The sequence below is a fragment of the Novacetimonas hansenii genome, from assembly GCF_014843995.1.
Lineage (GTDB): Bacteria > Pseudomonadota > Alphaproteobacteria > Acetobacterales > Acetobacteraceae > Novacetimonas > Novacetimonas hansenii.
Genome location: NZ_CP062147.1, coordinates 12,447 through 30,392 on the forward strand (window position 1 = coordinate 12,447; position 17,946 = coordinate 30,392).

The following is a 17,946-nucleotide window of genomic DNA, read 5'->3' on the forward strand; positions in this document are numbered from 1 at the left end:
GTCCTGCTTTCGTTATCCGATCCATCATGTGCGAACATGTCGCGCCATATTTGCATGAGCGCACCAGCCCAGCACATATCCAGATCACAAAACAGACAGTTCACGCGGATGTCGCTGCACAGGCACACGAAAACCTGCGCCTATCGCGCGTCCGCATGCCCGGCGCCCGCGCACATCCCCGTGCGGGTCGAGCACGCGGGCAATCCGTTCAGGAAATTGCACAAGTTTTCGAGACCCGGTCATCTTATCCTGATTCATCACAGGTTACGGACCGCAATCTGGACAGGGGAGTACCCCTGCCTGCCATGATATCCCGGAGAGCGCGCCGATGTTCAACGCCATCATGATCGACAAGACCCGCACGGGATCACGGGCCAGCATACGCAGCCTTGAGCGCGCAGCGTTACCCGAAGGCGAGATCACGATACGCGTCGATTATTCCTCGCTCAATTACAAGGACGCACTGGCCATTACGGGGCGCGGCCCGGTGGTGCGGCGTTTCCCGATGATCCCCGGCATCGACCTTGCGGGGGAAATCATCGCATCGGATGACCCCATCTACCGCCCCGGCGACCAGGTGATCGCCAACGGGTGGGGATTGGGGGAGGAACACTGGGGTGGCCTGTCACAGATGGCGCGCGTACATGGGAAATGGCTGCTGCCGCGCCCCCGCAACTTTTCCGCACGTCAATGCATGGGTATCGGCACGGCGGGCTATACCGCGATGCTGTGCGTCATGGCGCTGGAAAAAGGGGGCGTCACCCCCGGTGATGGCGAAATCGCCGTGACCGGCGCAGGCGGCGGCGTGGGTGGTATTGCCATCGCCCTTCTGGCACGGCTGGGATACCGGGTGGTGGCCGTGACCGGGCGCGACGACCTGACGGGCTACCTTCACATGCTGGGCGCGGCAGAAGTGGTGGGGCGTTCGGCCCTGTCCCATACCGCTCGCCCATTGCAGGCAGCCCGATGGCGCGGGGCCATAGATGTGGCGGGGGGAAAAATGCTGGCGGCGTTATGCGCCAGCATGCGACCGGGGGGCGTCATCGCCGCATGCGGTCTGACGGCGGGAATGGACCTGCCGCTGACGGTTGCGCCCTTTATCCTGCGCGGCGTTACCCTGCAGGGAATCGACAGCGTCACGTGCCCACGTGACCAGCGCATGGCGGCATGGGCCAGGCTGGAGCGTGACCTTGATCCCGCGCTGGTCGATTCGATATGCGCAGACATCCCCCTGAAACAGGCGATCGCGACGTCACCGCGGCTTCTGGCGGGCAATGTGCGTGGGCGCATCGTCGTCAACACCCACGATGCCTAGGCCGCAATACCCGCACCATAATGCTGGCGCGCAACAGGTGGGGCCATCACGCCACTGGGCGCGCGAACACTCCGCCACAAAAGCAACCGCAATGGCCAACCTGCCGCCCGGAGAACCCGCCCGGACAGCAGCCGACAGGAAACGTCAGTGGCAGGGGAAGCCGAGCAGGTGACGTCCATCATGGACGAATTCATGGACATAATGCCCCGACACCAGCGAGGTCGCACCCTGTTCCGCGCCCACGAAATACAGCAGCAGCGAAGCAATCACGAGGCCGAAGACCGCCCACGGCAGCAGGTCACGAACCGGAATCGCGACAGGCGCGGAAGACAGGCCACCCGCAGGCAGGACAGAAGATGTGTGGTTCATGGCAAAATGCACTCCCTGATCAGTCGTGATCCCCGACTAACCGATTTCGGACCCCTCGGCAAACGCTTCCGCCCCCTTGCCGGTGGGCATCGGGCATGCGCACGCGGGGAAAACGCCGACGATGAAAAACAGTGACGCCGTTTTTATGAACGCTCCGTTTACGAACGACCGGGGACACAGGGCCACGACACAGGGGCGCCCGTCGCCTTATATGATCCTGCCCCGACAAGATGTCCCAACACAACGCTTCAACAAAAATCCCCGACCTCAAGAGATCCTGGCATCAAGATCTCAATGAGGACGCCGAAAGCCTGTTTGAAAACAAATCATTGATAAAAATAAGAACAGTTTTTTGGTGTTGCTGTTTTTTGAAAATGCGATGTCTTCTGAAGCTTTTTGGAAAAAGGCGGCACCCAAAAACTTTTCTTGTTTTTTATCAACGCGTTGTTTTTAAACAATCTCTAAAAATTATGAGATTCCCAGAAAATAGGTCGCCGATAAAAAATAATGACATGGTATGATGACTGCGTTTTTTCATGAGGGCCACATCCTTCAAGGCTTTTGGAAAGGAATTGTGCCAAAAACATTTATTATTCCAGTTGGTGATGCGCCCTGTCTTGTCACACCGCCCAAGGCGACAACGCATATTTTCATCAATCCGTTGGTTTCGAACAGACTTTCGCATGAAGCGACCTGAAAGACACTGCGCCAGCCATTTCCAACATCCCCCATTTCCCCCGGAACTTTGACACACCGCCCCCATGCACCTGACCTGCCTGTCCCTGCCCGCGCCTGACTGCCTGCGTCGCGCCATCATCCCCACACGTGATGACCTGCCCCCCCTGCCCCCCGGACAGGCGGCGCATCTGTGCGCCACGGCACCCGTTGCCTGTGGCGATGATACCGCCATCCCTGTTGCGCAATGGGCGGGGCGCACGCCCATTGCGCACGCCGCCCTGCGCGCACGCGACCACGGCGCGTGGCACGGCCGCGCCCTGCATGACCTGCCGGCGCCCGACGTCGCACGCTGGATCGCGGACCCGGATTTCGCACCGCCAGACGGTGAAAGCCTGCGCGCGGTGCTGGTGCGCGCGGCGGACTGGCTGTCGCGCTGCCCCACCGGGCATGCAAACATGATGGTCATCGCGGACACCATGGTCATACGCGCCCTTGTGCTGGCGACGCTTAGCACGGGGGCAGAGGCGTTCGCGGCCCTTGATATCGGACCATGCACCCGCACCCTCGTGACATTCCATAACAGGTGGCGTGTGCGTGAGGCAGGGGCGGCCATCACGTTTTGACACCACATCGCGGGCGCGTGTAAAAGCCCGCATGATGGTTCCCGTAAGGGAAGAAACAGGGAAGCACGGTGCGTGGCGCGGCAGGTTGCCGCCCGCAATGCCGTCACTGCCCCCGCAACTGTAGGTGGTCTCAAACATCCAGCAGGCCGTCCCTTTACAAAAGGGTGCGGCACGTCACTGGCCAGTCTGGCCGGGAAGGCGCCGGATGCGGCGGCAGGGACACTGTCCATGCCCCGGCCACAAGTCAGGAGACCTGCCATCATCGCCATGTCCCACACCAGTTCCGGGACATGGCACGACCACTGAATGTCGCAGGTCCGGCGGGGTGCCTGGAAATGCGGCGGTATCCTGATGTCCGTGCCATGCATCGGCCCCGATGCCGCACGGTCGATGCACCCCGGCCATGGCCGCCATCCCATCGGGATGACGCGGCGACAGCGCAGGACGACACGTGCAATGACCACAGGTGCCCCCCCTTCCGACGCCCCCCATACCACCACCCGCCCCGACCTTCGCGCCATCCATCTCCATGTCTGCGTTACGTGCCTGCGCGGGCTGCCGGTTGGCGCCGCACCACCCGGGCGCGCCCTGTATGAACAGATGCTGACGCGCACGCACGACACCAATGTCGTGGTGCATGAGGTCAAATGCCTTGCCGCGTGCGATCGTGGCTGCACCGCCGTCGTCGCCATGCCGGGGAAATGGGGATGGCTGCTTGGCCATCTTGGTCCTGAAAAGGCCGACGACCTGATGATCTACCTTGCCGCCTATGCCGCCTCGCACAGCGGCAGTGTCATGCCTTCGCGCCGTCCGGCCTCTCTGTCGGACATGGTGCTGGGCCGTTTTCCCGCCGCCCTCCTGACGGAGCACTCTTCATGACCGTATCCCCCTCCTCCCGTCCCGCCACCCGCGCCGCCCGTGCGAAGGTACCTGTCACCGTCATCACCGGCTTTCTTGGCGCGGGCAAGACGACGCTGCTGCGCCATGTGCTGGCACAGGCGCGCGGACGGCGCATCGCGATTGTCGTCAACGAATTCGGCACGCTGGGCATTGATGGCGAAACGCTGCGTGCCTGCGGGGTGGAAGGATGCCGGGATGACGATATTGTCGAACTGACCAATGGCTGCCTGTGCTGCACCGTGGCGGATGATTTCCTGCCGACGATGGAGGCGCTGCTCGACCGGGCTGATCCGCCGGAGCATATCGTGATCGAGACGTCCGGCCTTGCCCTGCCCAAGCCACTGCTCAAGGCATTCGGCTGGCCCACGGTGCGCACGCGCATGACCGTCGATGGCGTTGTCACCGTGGTTGATGGCCCCGCCGTCGCGGCCGGGCGTTTCGCCGACGACCCGGATGAAATCGCACGCCAGCGCCAGGCCGACCCGTCACTGGACCACGACAACCCGCTTGCGGAAGTTTACGAAGACCAGCTCCTTTCGGCGGACATGGTGATCATCAACAAGACCGACCTGATGACACCAGATCAGATCACCATGGTGGAGCGTGAGATCCGCGCCGAAATCCCCCGCGCGGTCAAGGTCATCCATACCGTGGACGGGCAGGTGGACCCCGTTGTCCTGCTGGGCATGGATGCGGCGGCCGAAGATGACCTTGCGGCCCGCCCCTCCCACCATGATGCGGAAGGGGGCGAGCATGAGCATGACGATTTCGAAAGCTTCGTCGCCCCCATTCCCGAACAGAACAGCGCGGACGCCTTTGTCACGCATCTGGCCCACGTGGCGGAAAAATATGACATCCTGCGCATGAAGGGATTCGCCGCCGTACGCGGCAAACCGATGCGCCTGGCGGTGCAGGGCGTGGGCAGCCGGTTCCGCCACCAGTTCGACCGCCCCCTGTCACAGGATGCGCCACGCACGGGCAACCTTGTCATCATCGGTCAAAAGGGCCTGCCGCGCGCGGCGATCGAGGCGGACCTGCAACGGACCTGACAGGACGGTCGAAAACAGGACCATCGAAAAACAGTCGCGGGGTTATAAAAGCTTCGGACGGATGTCGCTTCATTTGTAAAAAGGCGGCATCCACAGGCCTTTATGCCTTTATCAATATCCCCTGATGCCGCACCCCCGCCGCCCGGCGGTGTCCTTGGCGGCGCTGTCCATGAACACGAAACCGGGCACAAAACACAGAGGCAACGCACATGCATCTTCTGGCGCGTGAAGTCCGCAGCCTCGACGAGGACGCGGTGGCCGAAGACCTCGGCCACGCACCCGCCGATATCGTGTTCCTGTCATTTTCCGACAGCGACCTGCTCGCCCTGCGTGCGGCGGCCGATGCCGGGGCGGCAGGTGGGGCCAGCGTGCGGATCGCCAGCCTGTCACGCCTGCTGCATCCCATGTCGATCGACCTGTATGTAAGTGATACCCTCCTGCGGTCACGCTGCGTCGTGGTGCGCCTGCTTGGCGGGATGGAATACTGGCGTTACGGGGGGGAAGAAGTCTCGCGCGCATGTCGCGACGCCGGCATCCCCCTGGCGCTGGTGGCGGGCGACGCACGCCCCGACCCGCGTCTGGCCGCACTGTCGAACATCGCGGCCCCCACGCTCGACCATCTTGACGCACTGCTGCGCGCGGGCGGCCCACGCAACATGGCCGCCGCCTTACGCCTGATGGCGGACCTTGCGCGGGGGCAGGACATGGGACAGGACAGGGGTGCGCACCCCATCGCAACCGACCGCGCCGAAGTGCCCTCATCCCGGAGCACACCTGCTGACACCCTGCCTGCCGCAACAGCGGGCATCGCCCCCCTGCATGCCGAGCCTCTGCATGTCGAGCCTCTGGCCCCCGCCGGCCTGCTGCGCACGGCGGACCCGGCGCTGCCACTGCGCGCGGGTGTCGTGTTCTATCGCAGTCACCTGCTGGCAGGCGACATCGCCCCCATTCTTGCCCTGTCGGACGCGCTGGCACGACACGGGATCGGGGCGGACCTGTTTTATGTCACCTCGCTCAAGGACCCGGCATGTGCGACGATGGTGCGTGACTGGCTGGCGGATGCGCCCCCCGATGTCATCGTCAACGTCACCTTTTTCTCTGCCCGGGGGGAGAAGACGGACATATCCGCCCTTGATATCGCCAACGTGCCGGTAATCCAGGCATTGCAACCCGGCGTGACACAGGCGGCATGGCGGGACAGCACGCGCGGCCTGTCACAGGCGGACCTTGCGATGCAGGTGGTGCTGCCCGAACTTGACGGGCGTCTGCCCGGTGCGCCGATTTCCTTCAAGGAGGAAACGGACCCCGGGCTGCCCGCGCGCCATGTCCCCTACCCCCCGGGGCTGGAGATCGTCGCCGCCCGTGCCCGGGGCTGGGCGCGGCTGTCCCACCTGTCCCCCACCGCGCGACGGGTGGCGATCCTTCTGTCGGATTATCCCGGCGCACAACGTGACGGCGGCAATGGCGACGGACAGGCGGGACATGCCGTGGGACTGGACAGTTTCGCCAGCCTTTCGGTCCTGCTGACACTGCTGCACGCCGAAGGATATGACACGGGTCAGCCCCCCCTCCACGCCCCCCTGCCCGACAGCGCGGCACTGGCGCACCTGCTGGCACGTGCGCCGGCCACCGCGTTCATGACGCTGGCACGGTATGAAACCCTGCTTGCCACCCTGCCACAGGACGCGCGCGATGCCCTTTACGCGTGCTGGGGCGCGCCCGCCGATGACCCGGCGGTTATGGATGGGGCATTGTGCCTGCGTCACCTGACGCTGGGCCATGTCACGATGGCGCTGCAACCCGATCGCGGGTCACGGCTGGACCGCAAGGGGGGATATCACGACCCCGATACGCCGCCGCGCCATGCCTATGTCGCGTTCTACCTGTGGCTGCGACATGAGGTACGGGCCGATGCCATGGTTCACCTTGGCACGCATGGCACGCTGGAATGGCTGCCGGGCAAGGCTGCGGCCCCGTCTGCGCACTGCTGGCCCACATTGCTGGCCGGTGGCATGCCGGTCATATATCCCTTCATTGTCAACAACCCCGGCGAGGCCGCGACCGCGCGGCGGCGGCTTGGGGCCGTGACCATCGGCCATATGACCCCCCCTGTCATGGCGGCAGGCCACGGCGATGGCCGCACCACCGAACTGGAACGGCTGATTGATGAATATGCCGCCGCCGACGGGCTGGACCGCAGGCGTGGCGCGATCCTGCGCGGGGAGATCCTGCAACGCGCGGGCGACCTCGGCCTGCTGGAGGAAAGCAGCCAGCGTCCGGGCGCGGAGGAAACCGGGGATGAGGATGAGGCGCTGGCACGGCTGGATGCCTATCTGTGCGATGTCAAAGACCTGCAGATCCGTGACGGGCTGCATGTCTTTGGCCGCCCACCGCCGCATGCGCGCGCACTCGCCGCCGCCATCGCACGGGCCTGCGGGGCGGATACGCCACCCGACCTCGAAGGGCTCCTGCATGGGTGCGGCGCGGCAGAGGCCGGGGGCCTGCTGCGCGCGCTGGACGGACACATGCTGCCCCCCGGCCCGTCGGGCGCGCCCACGCGGGGACGCGCCGACGTGCTGCCCACCGGGCGCAACCTGTTTTCAATGGACCCGCGCGCCATCCCCACCCGGTCTGCTGTGGTACTGGCGCAGCGCAGCGCCGACCTGCTGCTGGAGGGGCACCTTCAGGATGAAGGCGAGCACCTGTCGTGCATCGTCATCGACCTGTGGGGCTCATCAAGCCTGCGCACGGGGGGCGAGGACCTGGCTCTGGCCCTGCTGCTGATGGGCGTGCGCCCGGTCTGGGACAGCGGATCGGGCCGTGTGCGCGGGATCGAGGTCATTCCCATGGCGGTGCTGGACCGGCCGCGCGTGGACGTGACACTGCGGATTTCGGGCCTGTTCCGCGATGCGTTCGCAGGGCAGATCGCCCTGTTCGAACAGGCGGTGCAGGCCATCGCGGAGCGTGAGGAGGCCCCGGACCTCAACCCGCTGGCCCACGGCGTGCGCGGCCTGTCGGGTGCGGCACGGCTGCGGGCGACGGCACGTATCTTTGGCGCCGCCCCCGGATGCTATGGCACCGGGATCGAGGACATGCTGGCACGTGACGGATGGGACGGGCGCGATGACCTTGGCCATGCATGGCTGGCGGGTTCGGCATGGACCTATGGCGGGCGGCGTGAGGGCATGCGCGATGACGCGGCCCTGCAACGGCGCATCGCGGCGGCGGACGTCATGCTGCATGTGCAGGACCATGCGGAGACCGATATCCTCGAAAGCGCGGATATCGCGGCGCATGCGGGCGGGATGGCCGCCGCCGCCGCCGCCCTTGGCCGGACACCGCGCGTGCTGCATGGCGACACGTCGTACCCCGAAACGCCACGCCTGCGCGCCACGGCGCAGGAGGTGGCGCGCATCGTGCGCGGGCGCCTGACCAATCCGGCATGGCTTGCGGGGATGCGCCGCCATGGTTATCGCGGGGCGGCGGAAATCGCGCGGGGGGTCGCAGCACTGCATGCATTCGCCGCGACAGTACCCGCCCGCTTCGACCGGCAGTTCGACCTTGCCTTCGCCGCGATTGTCAATGATGCGGACATGGACCGCTTCCTTGCAACGGCAAACCCCGACGCCCGTGCCGCCATCCATCACCGCCTGGCGCAGGCACAGCGGCAGGGACTGTGGCGGCCGCGCGCCAATAGTGCGGCAATGCTGCTGGACCCCGACGCATGACGCCCCCCCCCACCGTGCGCGGCTGGTGCCCCGGACTTCATACCCCGATGGAGGCCGCCGACGGCTGGCTGGTGCGTGTCCGTCCCCCGCTGGGGCAACTGACGGCGACACAGGCCGACATGATCGCCCGCGCCGCGACACATTTTGGCAACGGGCGCATCGAGCTGACCAGTCGTGGCAACCTGCAACTGCGCGGCCTGTCGCCCGAAACGGCGCCACATTTCGCACAGGCCCTGCACGCCTGCGGCCTGGGGGGAGAGGACGCATCGGAACGCCGTCGCGCGATATTGCTGTCACCGCTGGCGGGACTGGACCCGGCCTGCGATTCCCATACGCTGCCGATCGCCCGCGCGCTTGATGCGCATCTGGCCACGGCGGACCACCTGTCCGCGCTGCCTGCGAAATTCGTCATGGGGGTTGATGGTGGCGGATATGTGCCCATGGGCACGATCCGCGCCGACATCACCGCGCGCGCCCATGACGGGAAATGGCAGGTGGCCGTCGGCGATGCACGGTCGGACTGCGCGCCCGATGCGGTCCCCGCCCTGATGCTTCGCCTTGCCGAAGCCTTCATGCAGGTCGGGGGAAATTCGCGCCCCCTGCATCACCGTGGCATCGGCATGGCCATGTTCGCGCATCTTGGCATTGTCGCGCGTTCACGTGACGATGATGGCCCCGCACCTGCCTGTCCCACACTGGTCGGCACCTTGCCGGGGCGATGTTACGCCGTGGTCCCGCCACTGGGCCGGATGGCGGCGGCGGACCTGTCGCGGCTGGCGCGCTGGTGCGCCATCCATGGCGCGGGCCTGCTGCGGATGACGCCGGGGCGCACCATCATACTGCCCGGGCAGGTGCGCGCACCGGATGTGACGGGATTCGTGACGGACCCACATGATCCACGCCTGCGTGTTGTCGCGTGCATCGGGCGGCAGGGTTGCGCCTGTACGGGGGCTGACGTCGGCGCGGACGCGCTGGCGCTGGCCCCGGACGTGCCTGTGGGCGTGCGGTTGCATGTGTCGGGATGCCCCAAGGGATGCGCCAATCCCGGGCGTTGCGACCTCACGCTTGTTGCCGCTGCAACGGGGTATGACCTGTGCCGCAACGCGCGCGCAGCCGATACGCCAACATTGCGGGGCCTGGACATGGTGGGGGTACGCGCCCTCTTGCATGAAGGGCACGCCTCGGCCGATACACCACAACATCAGAACGGGGAGAAGACACCGGCATGACCGGCACCACGCGGTCTTACGACTATATCCATGACGGGGCGGCGATCTATGCCCGTTCCTTTGCCACCATCCGCGCTGAAGCCGACCTGGGCGGTTTCACACCGGACGAGGCCCGCGTGGCGGTGCGTATCATCCATGCCTGCGGCATGGTGGACGTCGCGCACGAAATCCGCATGTCACCCGATTTCACCACAGCCGCACAAGCTGCGCTGCGGGCGGGGCGACCCATCCTGTGCGATGCGGAAATGGTGGCCCGTGGCGTGACACGCACCCGCCTGCCCGCGGACAACGCCGTCATCTGCACGCTGCGTGACCCGCGCACGCCCGAAATCGCGCGCCGCATCGGCAATACGCGCTCCGCCGCGGCACTCGACCTGTGGGGGGAGGACATGGCAGGCGCTGTGGTGGCCATCGGCAACGCGCCGACCGCGCTGTTCCACCTGCTGGAACTGATCGCAGCGGGCGCACCACGTCCGGCAGCGGTCATCGGCATGCCGGTCGGTTTCGTCGGCGCCGCCGAATCGAAAGAGGCGCTGGCTGAATTCGGGGACCTGCCCTTCATCATCGTACGCGGGCGACTGGGTGGCAGTGCAATGGCGGCGGCAAGCGTCAACGCCCTGGCATGCGAGGCGGAATGAACACATCCCCCCCACGCGGCTGCCTGTCCATTGTCGGCATGGGACCGGGGGACCCGGAACTGCTGACGCTCAAGGCCGCGCGGATCCTGCGTGAAAGCCCGGTCGCCGCCTGGTTCGCCCGCCACGACCGGACAGGGCATGCGCGCGAAATCGCGGGCGACCTGCTGTCGACGGATGTCATCGCGCTGCGCTTCGCCTATCCCTTCACCGTGGAAATCCCCGTCAGCGACCCGCGCTATCCCGCACGAATGGCCGAATTTTACGACAGATGCGCCGAAGACATCGCAACCCACCTCGACGCAGGGCGTGACGTGGCGCTTCTGTGCGAGGGGGACCCGTTCCTGTTCGGCTCGGCGATGTATGTATTCGACCGGCTGCACCAGCGCTTTCGATGCGAGATCGTGCCCGGGATCACCGGCATGGCCGGGTGCTGGTCACAGGCCCAGATGCCGATGGTCCATGGCGATGACGTACTGTGCGTCATTCCCGCGACGCTGGATGAAGACAGCCTGTGCGCGTGGCTGGAACGCGCGAACGCCGCCGTCATCATGAAGCTGGGCCGCAACATGGCCAAGGTGCGCAACGCCCTGCGCCGCGCGGGGCGCGATGATGGCCGTGCGATGTATGTCGAACGCGCGACCCAGGCGCAGCAGCGTTGCATGAAACTGGCGGATGCGGGGGAACGCGCACCCTATTTTTCGATCATCCTCGTGCCCGGACGCACAGGCGTAAGATGACAGATACACCCCCAACCCCATCTCCCCTGCCCTGCCTGTATATCGTCGGGCTTGGTCCCGGCGCGGCGGACCAGATAACGCCACAGGCCACCGCCGCCCTGGCGCAGGCGACCGACCTGATCGGTTATGGCCCGTATGTCGCACGCGCGGTGGCGGGGCCGGACGTGGTACGCCATGCCACCGACAACCGTGTCGAGCTTGAGCGCGCGCGCCATGCGCTGGAACTGGCGCAGGCAGGACGGCGGGTGGCTGTTGTCTCCGGCGGGGATGCGGGCGTGTTCGCCATGGCAAGCGCCGTGTTCGAGGCCATCGACCATGGTCCCGTCGCCTGGCGCGACATCGACGTGCGCGTCATCCCCGGCGTTTCCGCCGTTCTGGCCGCCGCAGCCCGCCTTGGTGCGCCGCTGGGCGGGGATTTCTGTGTCATGTCGCTGTCGGATAACCTCAAGCCACGCGCCGTGGTGCATGACCGCCTGCGTGCCGCCGCAGGGGCGGGATTCGTCATCGCCCTTTACAACCCGCGTTCCAAGGCGCGCCCCGGCCAACTGGCCGAGGCATTCGACGTCCTGCGCGCCGTGCTTCCCGGAACGGTCCCGGTTGCCTTCGCCCGGGCCATCGGCCGCCCCGATGAACGCGTGATCCTGCACGACCTGGCCCATGCTGACCCCGAACAGGTGGACATGAGCACACTGGTCCTGATCGGCTGCGAACGCACCCACCTGATTGACCGTCCGCACGGCCAACCATGGCTCTATACCTCCCGCAGGGTTGACCCCTCTTGAATGATGGCCCGCGAATGCAGCCATGCCATGGCATGATCCGCATCCCCCACCACCGTCGCGTGGGGCAGGACGGGCCTTTCCACCATGATGACCGCAATCCCCAGCGCACGCGCGGCGGCAAGCTTGGCCACGGTGGCCGCACCACCGGAATTCTTCGTCACGATCAGGTCGATCCCCTCGTGCCGCAGCAAGGCCTCCTCCGCCGTCACATCGAACGGGCCACGCGCCAGCACGGTGCGCGCGCCCACGGGCAACAGCGCCGGGTCCGGGGCATCGACACTGCGCACCAGCCACACATGCCCACAGGGGGCGAGGTCACGGAACGCCAGCAGGTCCTTGCGCCCGATCGTCAGCAGGACACGCCGTGGCGCAGGCCCGATGGCGCGCGCGGCCGCCGCCATGTCAGGCACCATGTCCCAGCGATCGTCCGGCCCGGGCGCCCATGCGGGGCGTTCCACCCGCACAAGGGCCACGCCCGCCTGTGCGCAGGCCGCGACCGCGTTGGCGCTGATGCGCGCGGCAAAGGGATGCGTTGCATCCACGACGGCCGCAATCCGGTTGTGCGACAGCCATTGCGCCATCCCCTGCGCCCCGCCAAAGCCACCGATACGCACCTCCAGCCGGGGCAGGACAGGTGCGCGTGTCACCCCGGCAAGGGAAAGGATGGCCGTAAAACCGGATGCCTGCGCCTCCAGCGCGTGGCACAGCAACCGTGCCTCCGTCGTGCCACCCAGAACCAGTACCCGCATCATTGCCCACCCCCGAGGAGACTGAAATGACCCATCCAGCCTGGCTGCATGTTATCGGCATTGGCGAAGACGGTGTCGAGGGTCTGTCGGAAGTGGCGCAGGCGCTGATTGCCTCGGCCGAGCTGGTGGCGGGGGGACGTCGGCACCTGCTGCTGGTGGAAGGGCTGATGCGTGGCGAGCGCCTGATGTGGCCCGCCAGCATGTCCGAAGGGATCGAACGCATGTTGCGCTGGCGCGGCCGGCGCGTGGTGGTTCTGGCGTCGGGCGACCCGTTCAGCTTTGGCATCGGCGTCACATTGTGCCGTCACATGCCGGTGGCGGAAATGACCTGCATCCCCGCCCCCTCGTCGATCGCACTGGCCTGTGCGCGGATGGGATGGGCGCGGCAGGACACGGCGGTGCTGTCAATCTGTGGCCGCCCGATGGAAGTGGTGGCCCCCGCATTGCAGCCCGGCGCGCACCTGATCGTACTGTCGGCGGACGCACGTTCGCCCATGACGCTGGCCAAATGGATGACGTCGCGCGGCTTTGGCCCCTCCGTCATTCATGTGCTTGAGGCGCTGGGCGGCCCGTACGAACACCATCGACATATGCGTGCGGACATGCTGGCGGCGGGCATGGGGGATGCCATCAACCCGCTGAACCTGATGGGCATAGAGGTCGTGGCAGAACCGGACGCGATGGTTTTACCGCTGTCGGCGGGATTACCCGATGACATGTTCGCCCATGACGGGCAGATCACCAAGCGCGAGATCCGCGCCGCCACCCTGTCCGCCCTTGCCCCGCGCCAGGGCGAGATGCTGTGGGATATCGGCGGGGGTGCGGGGTCGGTGGCCATCGAATGGATGCTGCGCCATCCCGCCAACCGCGCCATCACCATCGAACGCAACCATGACCGCGCCGCACGCATCGCGGCCAATGCGCTGGCGCTGGGCACGCCCGCCCTGCGCATCGTGGAAGGCGGTGCATTGGAAACCCTTGGCGCACTGCATGACGCGAACACGCCACGCCCCGATGCGGTGTTCGTGGGCGGCGGGGTCAGCAATCCGGGACTGGTGGAAGGCGCATGGAACGCCCTGCGCCCCGGCGGACGGCTGGTGGCCAATGCCGTCACGCTGCAAGGTGAGGCCGTGCTGCTTGCCAAACATGCACAATGGGGCGGCAACCTGCTGCGCATGCGCATAGAGCGTGTGGAACCGGTCGGTACGCAATCGGCGTTCCGACCGGCGATGACAGTGACCCAGTACGCAGCCACCCGCCCCTTTGCATGAGTGCTACGGCACCGACGGACACGAAAGGGGGGAACGTGAACATAACGGGCCTGTATGTGGCGGGCATCGGGTGCGGCAGCGGATGCGACATGCACGATCTCCTTGCCCTTCTGCACGATGCGGCCACCCGCGCGCGGTGTCGGCCCGGCCTGATCGCCATCCCCGATTTCCGTGCGGATTGCACGGCCCTGCATGCAGCGGCACAACAAGCGGGCCTGCCGTTACATGTCGTGCCATATCGCGACCTGCTGGCGGCACAGCCACGTTGCGTCACCCGGTCGGCGCGGGCGCTGGCGGCATGTGGCGTCGCGTCAGTGGCGGAGGGCTGCGCCATCGCCATGGCGGGCGACGGCGCACGCCTGATCCTGCCGCGCATTGCCTACCGGCGCATCACATGCGCCATTGCACGAACGGAGTACACATGACCGTACATTTCATCGGCGCAGGCCCCGGGGCCGCCGACCTGCTGACCCTGCGCGGACGCGACCTGCTGGCGCGGTGCCCGGTCTGCCTTTATGCCGGGTCCATCGTCCCGCGCGACATGCTGTCGCACTGCCCGCCCGATGCGCGACTGGTGGATACCGCGCCCATGACACTTGACATGATCGAGGCGGAATATGTCACCGCACATGCGGCGGGACACGATGTCGCACGCCTGCATTCGGGGGACCTGTCGGTCTATAGCGCCGTGGCGGAACAGATCCGCAGGCTGGAGCGGCATGCCATCCCATGGACCATGACGCCGGGCGTACCCGCCTTTGCCGCCGCGGCATCGGTGCTGGGCCGTGAACTGACGATGCCCGAAGTCGCGCAGAGCGTCGTGCTGACCCGTGTCAGCGGACGCGCATCCGCCATGCCGGACACCGAAACGCTGAAGGCCTTTGGCGCAACGGGCGCGACACTTGCGATCCACCTTGCGATCCATGCGCTGGACCGGATTGTGGCGGACCTGACGCCGCTTTATGGTGCGGACTGTCCCGTGGCGATCGTCGCGCGCGCCACATGGCCCGATCAGGTGGTACTGCGCGGGACATTGGGCAACATTACCACGCAACTTGCGGAACATCCCATCGAACGCACGGCCCTTGTACTGGTGGGACGCGCACTGGGGCAGCATGATTTCCGTGAAAGCGCGCTTTATAACCCCGACTACCACCGCCGCTTCCGCACGTAAGAAATATAAAACATCTTTATCCGGGAAACAGTTTTCCAAAAAATCCTCGGCCGGGGGCATCCGAACGCCCCGGCCGGATGCGCCGCCCCCTAATCCACATCATGTGGGCCATGGCGCGCTACCAGCGCGCCGGCGCGGTCAAACATCAGGATATCCAGCGCACATCCACTGCCCGCCAGCACAGTACGCCCAACACCCCACGCCCGGCATGTAATGACGGCGCCAAGGTCGATCCCTGCCGCCGTAGCAAGTGCAAAGGCCGCCGCGACCGTATGGGTGGACGCAATTTGTGCGACAAGGTCCGCCCCCGCGCCCGCACGCGCGGCATCGCGGGCCAGTTCGGCCATATCCGCCTGCCCACGCCGCGAATGCAGGTCCAAAAACCCCTGTGCCAACTTGCTGATCTTTGCAACGCCCCCGGCCACGGTGACGCGACGCACGGGATGGCGACGCAGATATTTCAGCAGGCCGCCCGCAAAATCGCCCATTTCGACCATCGCCTCCTCCGGCAGGGCATAAAGCGCACGCGCGGCACGTTCGGACACATCGCCGGTGGACCCCACCACATGCGCAAGCCCCATGGCGCGCGCCACGTCCACGCCACGATGGATGCTGTCGATCCACGCCGCGCATGAAAATGGCACGACGATGCCGGTCGTCCCCAGAATCGACAGGCCACCGATAATCCCAAGCCGCGCATTAAGCGTCCGTCGCGCCAGGGTTTCGCCGTCCGCCACGGACACCGTGACCCGCACATCGGGGTCATGATCGTCCCCCGTCGCCAGGGCGGCGCGGATCATGCGACGCGGGACGGGGTTGATCGCAGGTTCCCCGACCGCAACCGGCAGGCCCGGCAATGTCACGGTCCCCACACCGCGCCCGGCATGAAAGGTAATCCCCGCCCCCGCCATGCCGGGGTGCAGGTCGACACGGATCAGCGCACCATGCGTGACGTCAGGATCATCGCCTGCATCCTTGATAACGCACGCCCATGCGCCCCCTGCCCCGTCATGGCCATGCGCGGCAAGGCTGAAGGCCACCTCCTGCCCGGCGGGCAATGTAATGGTGACGGGATCGGGAAAATCACCATACCGCATCGCGATCCACGCGGCCCTTGCCGCCGCCGTGGCACAGCTTCCGGTGGTCCAGCCCCGGCGCAGGCTGGCCTGATCGGGGGTGTTGCGGGTATGTGTCATCGCGGCATTCCAGTGTGGGCAGGCATCCCCGCCATTGGCGGCGGGGAAGAAAACATGATGGCACAGCATGTAGCAGGTAGGGACATATGATGGCACGCGGGCTGATGATCGCAGCCCCCCGTTCGGGCGGGGGAAAGACGACACTGACACTGGCGATCATGGCGGCCCTGCGCGCACGCGGGGTGGAAGTCGGCGGCGCCAAGACCGGCCCCGATTATATCGACCCGGCGTTCCACGAGGCCGCGACAGGCCGCCCCGGCCTCAACCTCGATAGCTGGACCATGGCGCCGGCCCTGTTGGACACGATCATGACGCAGGCGCGACAGGCGGCCGGGATGGTGGTGGTGGAGGCGTCGATGGGCCTGTTCGACGGGCTGGACACACCCGATGGCGCACGTGGCGCGCCATCGGACATCGCGGCACGGTTCGACCTGCCGGTTATCCTTGTCCTTGACGTGTCGGGACAGGGACAATCAGCCGCGGCGACCGCACTGGGCTTTGCCCGGCTGGACCCCACGGTGCGCGTCGCGGGGGTGATCCTCAACCGTGTCGGTTCCGAACGGCACCGCACCATGGCGACCCGTGCAATCACGGCCATCGGCCTGCCGGTACTGGGCGCGTTCATGCGCAATCCCGACCTGTGCATGCCCGAACGTCACCTCGGGCTGGTGCAGGCGCGCGAACATGACGGGCTGGCGGGGCTGCTGGCGCAACTGGCGGCACAGGCGGAACGCGACCTCGACCTTGACGCCCTGCTGGCGCTGGCGGACGGGGGACGGCACACACCACCGGCCAGCCGCGCCATCGCCCTGCCACCACCGGGGCAGCGGATCGCGGTGGCCAATGATGCTGCATTTTCCTTCGTCTATGCCCATATGCTGATGGGATGGCGTGATATGGGAGCGGAGATTTCGTTCTTCTCCCCCCTTGCGGACGAAGGCCCGGACGATACATGCGACGCCTGCTGGCTACCGGGTGGGTATCCCGAACTGCATGCCGCCCGCCTGTCCGCCGCCACGCGATTTCACGCCAGATTGCGCCATTTCGCCCAGACACGGCCGGTGCATGGGGAATGCGGTGGCTTCATGACACTGGGCGCCAGCCTGACCGACCGTGACGGACATACCCACGCCATGGTGGGATTGCTGGACCACGAAACCTCGTTCGCACGTCGGCGCATGAACCTTGGCTATCGCGCGGCACGGCTGCGCCATGGCTGTGCGCTGGGAACCGTGGGGACGCATCTGCGCGGGCATGAATTCCACTACGCCACCATCACCAACCCCGGCACCGACCTGCCACTTGCCGACCTGCGCGATGGAAATGGGGAAGATCGCGGCATGGCGGGGGGGATGCGGGGCAATGTCAGCGGCACGTTCTTTCATGTGCTGGCACGACATGGCTGAGGTGCGAAACCGTATCAGCATGCCCGGCGACCATTGAATATCCCCACACACGGGGAAACATCATAACCAACTGAAATATAAAATATTCCTGTATGGATTTCC

At 66.2% G+C, this 17,946-nt stretch carries 16 protein-coding genes and 1 riboswitch; of the genes, 13 read left to right on the forward strand and 3 right to left on the reverse strand.

Translation table 11 applies throughout. From position 1 onward, the window contains the following. Positions 1-328: 328 nt before the first annotated feature. Positions 329-1,315 (forward strand): acrylyl-CoA reductase (NADPH), encoded by a 987-nt coding sequence (gene acuI / locus IFJ82_RS00055; protein WP_003617148.1) that lies wholly within the window; start codon positions 329-331, stop codon positions 1,313-1,315. Positions 1,316-1,459: 144 nt separating this feature from the next. On the opposite strand, the gene IFJ82_RS00060 is transcribed toward acuI, so the two are convergent. Beyond that, positions 1,460-1,684 carry a CbtB domain-containing protein gene (locus IFJ82_RS00060; RefSeq protein WP_003617145.1) on the reverse strand — a complete coding sequence of 75 codons (225 nt, stop codon included), beginning with the start codon at positions 1,682-1,684 and terminating at the stop codon, positions 1,460-1,462. A 761-nt stretch (positions 1,685-2,445) separates the two neighbouring features. Between IFJ82_RS00060 and IFJ82_RS00065 the strand changes: the two genes are divergently transcribed. The 8 genes from IFJ82_RS00065 to cobJ all read left to right on the forward strand — a co-directional run bounded on the left by IFJ82_RS00065 (position 2,446) and on the right by cobJ (position 12,048). Beyond that, a complete protein-coding gene (locus IFJ82_RS00065) occupies positions 2,446-2,985 on the forward strand; it encodes a histidine phosphatase family protein (protein WP_192265171.1) in 540 nt (179 codons plus the stop codon). Positions 2,986-3,003: 18 nt separating this feature from the next. After that, positions 3,004-3,260, forward strand: a riboswitch (cobalamin riboswitch). Positions 3,261-3,336: 76 nt separating this feature from the next. After that, positions 3,337-3,864: a DUF1636 domain-containing protein gene (locus tag IFJ82_RS00070; protein WP_408901696.1), complete on the forward strand. Its 528-nt coding sequence runs from the start codon at positions 3,337-3,339 to the stop codon at positions 3,862-3,864. Further along, complete coding sequence (cobW, locus tag IFJ82_RS00075; protein WP_192265173.1) at positions 3,861-4,934, forward strand: cobalamin biosynthesis protein CobW; 1,074 nt, start codon at positions 3,861-3,863, stop codon at positions 4,932-4,934. Before IFJ82_RS00070 ends, cobW begins: the two co-directional genes overlap by 4 nt. Positions 4,935-5,143: 209 nt before the next feature. Next, a complete protein-coding gene (gene cobN / locus IFJ82_RS00080) occupies positions 5,144-8,662 on the forward strand; it encodes a cobaltochelatase subunit CobN (protein WP_192265175.1) in 3,519 nt (1,172 codons plus the stop codon). Beyond that, positions 8,659-9,891: a precorrin-3B synthase gene (gene cobG, locus IFJ82_RS00085; RefSeq protein ID WP_192265177.1), complete on the forward strand. Its 1,233-nt coding sequence runs from the start codon at positions 8,659-8,661 to the stop codon at positions 9,889-9,891. The genes cobN and cobG overlap by 4 nt, the downstream gene beginning before the upstream one ends. Further along, entirely contained in the window at positions 9,888-10,529 is a 642-nt protein-coding gene (locus IFJ82_RS00090; RefSeq protein WP_003617130.1) for a precorrin-8X methylmutase, read from the forward strand. Before cobG ends, IFJ82_RS00090 begins: the two co-directional genes overlap by 4 nt. Next, positions 10,526-11,266 (forward strand): precorrin-2 C(20)-methyltransferase, encoded by a 741-nt coding sequence (locus tag IFJ82_RS00095; RefSeq protein ID WP_192265179.1) that lies wholly within the window; start codon positions 10,526-10,528, stop codon positions 11,264-11,266. The genes IFJ82_RS00090 and IFJ82_RS00095 overlap by 4 nt, the downstream gene beginning before the upstream one ends. Further along, positions 11,263-12,048, forward strand: coding sequence for a precorrin-3B C(17)-methyltransferase (gene cobJ / locus IFJ82_RS00100; protein ID WP_192265181.1), 786 nt, complete (start codon positions 11,263-11,265; stop codon positions 12,046-12,048). Before IFJ82_RS00095 ends, cobJ begins: the two co-directional genes overlap by 4 nt. Here cobJ and IFJ82_RS00105 read toward each other — a convergent pair. Continuing rightward, entirely contained in the window at positions 12,018-12,797 is a 780-nt protein-coding gene (locus IFJ82_RS00105) for a cobalt-precorrin-6A reductase (RefSeq protein ID WP_192266227.1), read from the reverse strand. The two genes, cobJ and IFJ82_RS00105, sit on opposite strands and share 31 nt — an antisense overlap. Before the next feature lie 26 nt (positions 12,798-12,823). Between IFJ82_RS00105 and IFJ82_RS00110 the strand changes: the two genes are divergently transcribed. From IFJ82_RS00110 to cobM, 3 genes are read left to right on the forward strand one after another with little or no spacing between them, the layout of a single operon-like run. After that, a complete protein-coding gene (locus IFJ82_RS00110) occupies positions 12,824-14,068 on the forward strand; it encodes a bifunctional cobalt-precorrin-7 (C(5))-methyltransferase/cobalt-precorrin-6B (C(15))-methyltransferase (protein WP_003617122.1) in 1,245 nt (414 codons plus the stop codon). Positions 14,069-14,103: 35 nt separating this feature from the next. Continuing rightward, a complete protein-coding gene (locus IFJ82_RS00115; protein ID WP_225578716.1) occupies positions 14,104-14,493 on the forward strand; it encodes a cobalamin biosynthesis protein in 390 nt (129 codons plus the stop codon). Continuing rightward, a complete protein-coding gene (gene cobM / locus IFJ82_RS00120) occupies positions 14,490-15,242 on the forward strand; it encodes a precorrin-4 C(11)-methyltransferase (RefSeq protein ID WP_003617118.1) in 753 nt (250 codons plus the stop codon). The genes IFJ82_RS00115 and cobM overlap by 4 nt, the downstream gene beginning before the upstream one ends. A gap of 89 nt (positions 15,243-15,331) precedes the next feature. On the opposite strand, the gene IFJ82_RS00125 is transcribed toward cobM, so the two are convergent. After that, complete coding sequence (locus tag IFJ82_RS00125; protein WP_192265183.1) at positions 15,332-16,438, reverse strand: cobalt-precorrin-5B (C(1))-methyltransferase; 1,107 nt, start codon at positions 16,436-16,438, stop codon at positions 15,332-15,334. A gap of 86 nt (positions 16,439-16,524) precedes the next feature. Between IFJ82_RS00125 and IFJ82_RS00130 the strand changes: the two genes are divergently transcribed. Then, positions 16,525-17,844, forward strand: coding sequence for a cobyrinate a,c-diamide synthase (locus IFJ82_RS00130; RefSeq protein WP_062808469.1), 1,320 nt, complete (start codon positions 16,525-16,527; stop codon positions 17,842-17,844). Positions 17,845-17,946 lie beyond the last annotated feature (102 nt).

What these genes read in the sequence shown, in the direction of transcription:
- acuI (WP_003617148.1), top strand. Translation starts at nt 329, where the DNA reads ATGTTCAACGCCATCATGATCGACAAGACCCGCACGGGATCACGGGCC.
- IFJ82_RS00060 (WP_003617145.1), bottom strand. Translation starts at nt 1,684, where the DNA reads ATGAACCACACATCTTCTGTCCTGCCTGCGGGTGGCCTGTCTTCCGCG.
- IFJ82_RS00065 (WP_192265171.1), top strand. Translation starts at nt 2,446, where the DNA reads ATGCACCTGACCTGCCTGTCCCTGCCCGCGCCTGACTGCCTGCGTCGC.
- IFJ82_RS00070 (WP_408901696.1), top strand. Translation starts at nt 3,337, where the DNA reads ATGTCCGTGCCATGCATCGGCCCCGATGCCGCACGGTCGATGCACCCC.
- cobW (WP_192265173.1), top strand. Translation starts at nt 3,861, where the DNA reads ATGACCGTATCCCCCTCCTCCCGTCCCGCCACCCGCGCCGCCCGTGCG.
- cobN (WP_192265175.1), top strand. Translation starts at nt 5,144, where the DNA reads ATGCATCTTCTGGCGCGTGAAGTCCGCAGCCTCGACGAGGACGCGGTG.
- cobG (WP_192265177.1), top strand. Translation starts at nt 8,659, where the DNA reads ATGACGCCCCCCCCCACCGTGCGCGGCTGGTGCCCCGGACTTCATACC.
- IFJ82_RS00090 (WP_003617130.1), top strand. Translation starts at nt 9,888, where the DNA reads ATGACCGGCACCACGCGGTCTTACGACTATATCCATGACGGGGCGGCG.
- IFJ82_RS00095 (WP_192265179.1), top strand. Translation starts at nt 10,526, where the DNA reads ATGAACACATCCCCCCCACGCGGCTGCCTGTCCATTGTCGGCATGGGA.
- cobJ (WP_192265181.1), top strand. Translation starts at nt 11,263, where the DNA reads ATGACAGATACACCCCCAACCCCATCTCCCCTGCCCTGCCTGTATATC.
- IFJ82_RS00105 (WP_192266227.1), bottom strand. Translation starts at nt 12,797, where the DNA reads ATGCGGGTACTGGTTCTGGGTGGCACGACGGAGGCACGGTTGCTGTGC.
- IFJ82_RS00110 (WP_003617122.1), top strand. Translation starts at nt 12,824, where the DNA reads ATGACCCATCCAGCCTGGCTGCATGTTATCGGCATTGGCGAAGACGGT.
- cobM (WP_003617118.1), top strand. Translation starts at nt 14,490, where the DNA reads ATGACCGTACATTTCATCGGCGCAGGCCCCGGGGCCGCCGACCTGCTG.
- IFJ82_RS00125 (WP_192265183.1), bottom strand. Translation starts at nt 16,438, where the DNA reads ATGACACATACCCGCAACACCCCCGATCAGGCCAGCCTGCGCCGGGGC.
- IFJ82_RS00130 (WP_062808469.1), top strand. Translation starts at nt 16,525, where the DNA reads ATGATGGCACGCGGGCTGATGATCGCAGCCCCCCGTTCGGGCGGGGGA.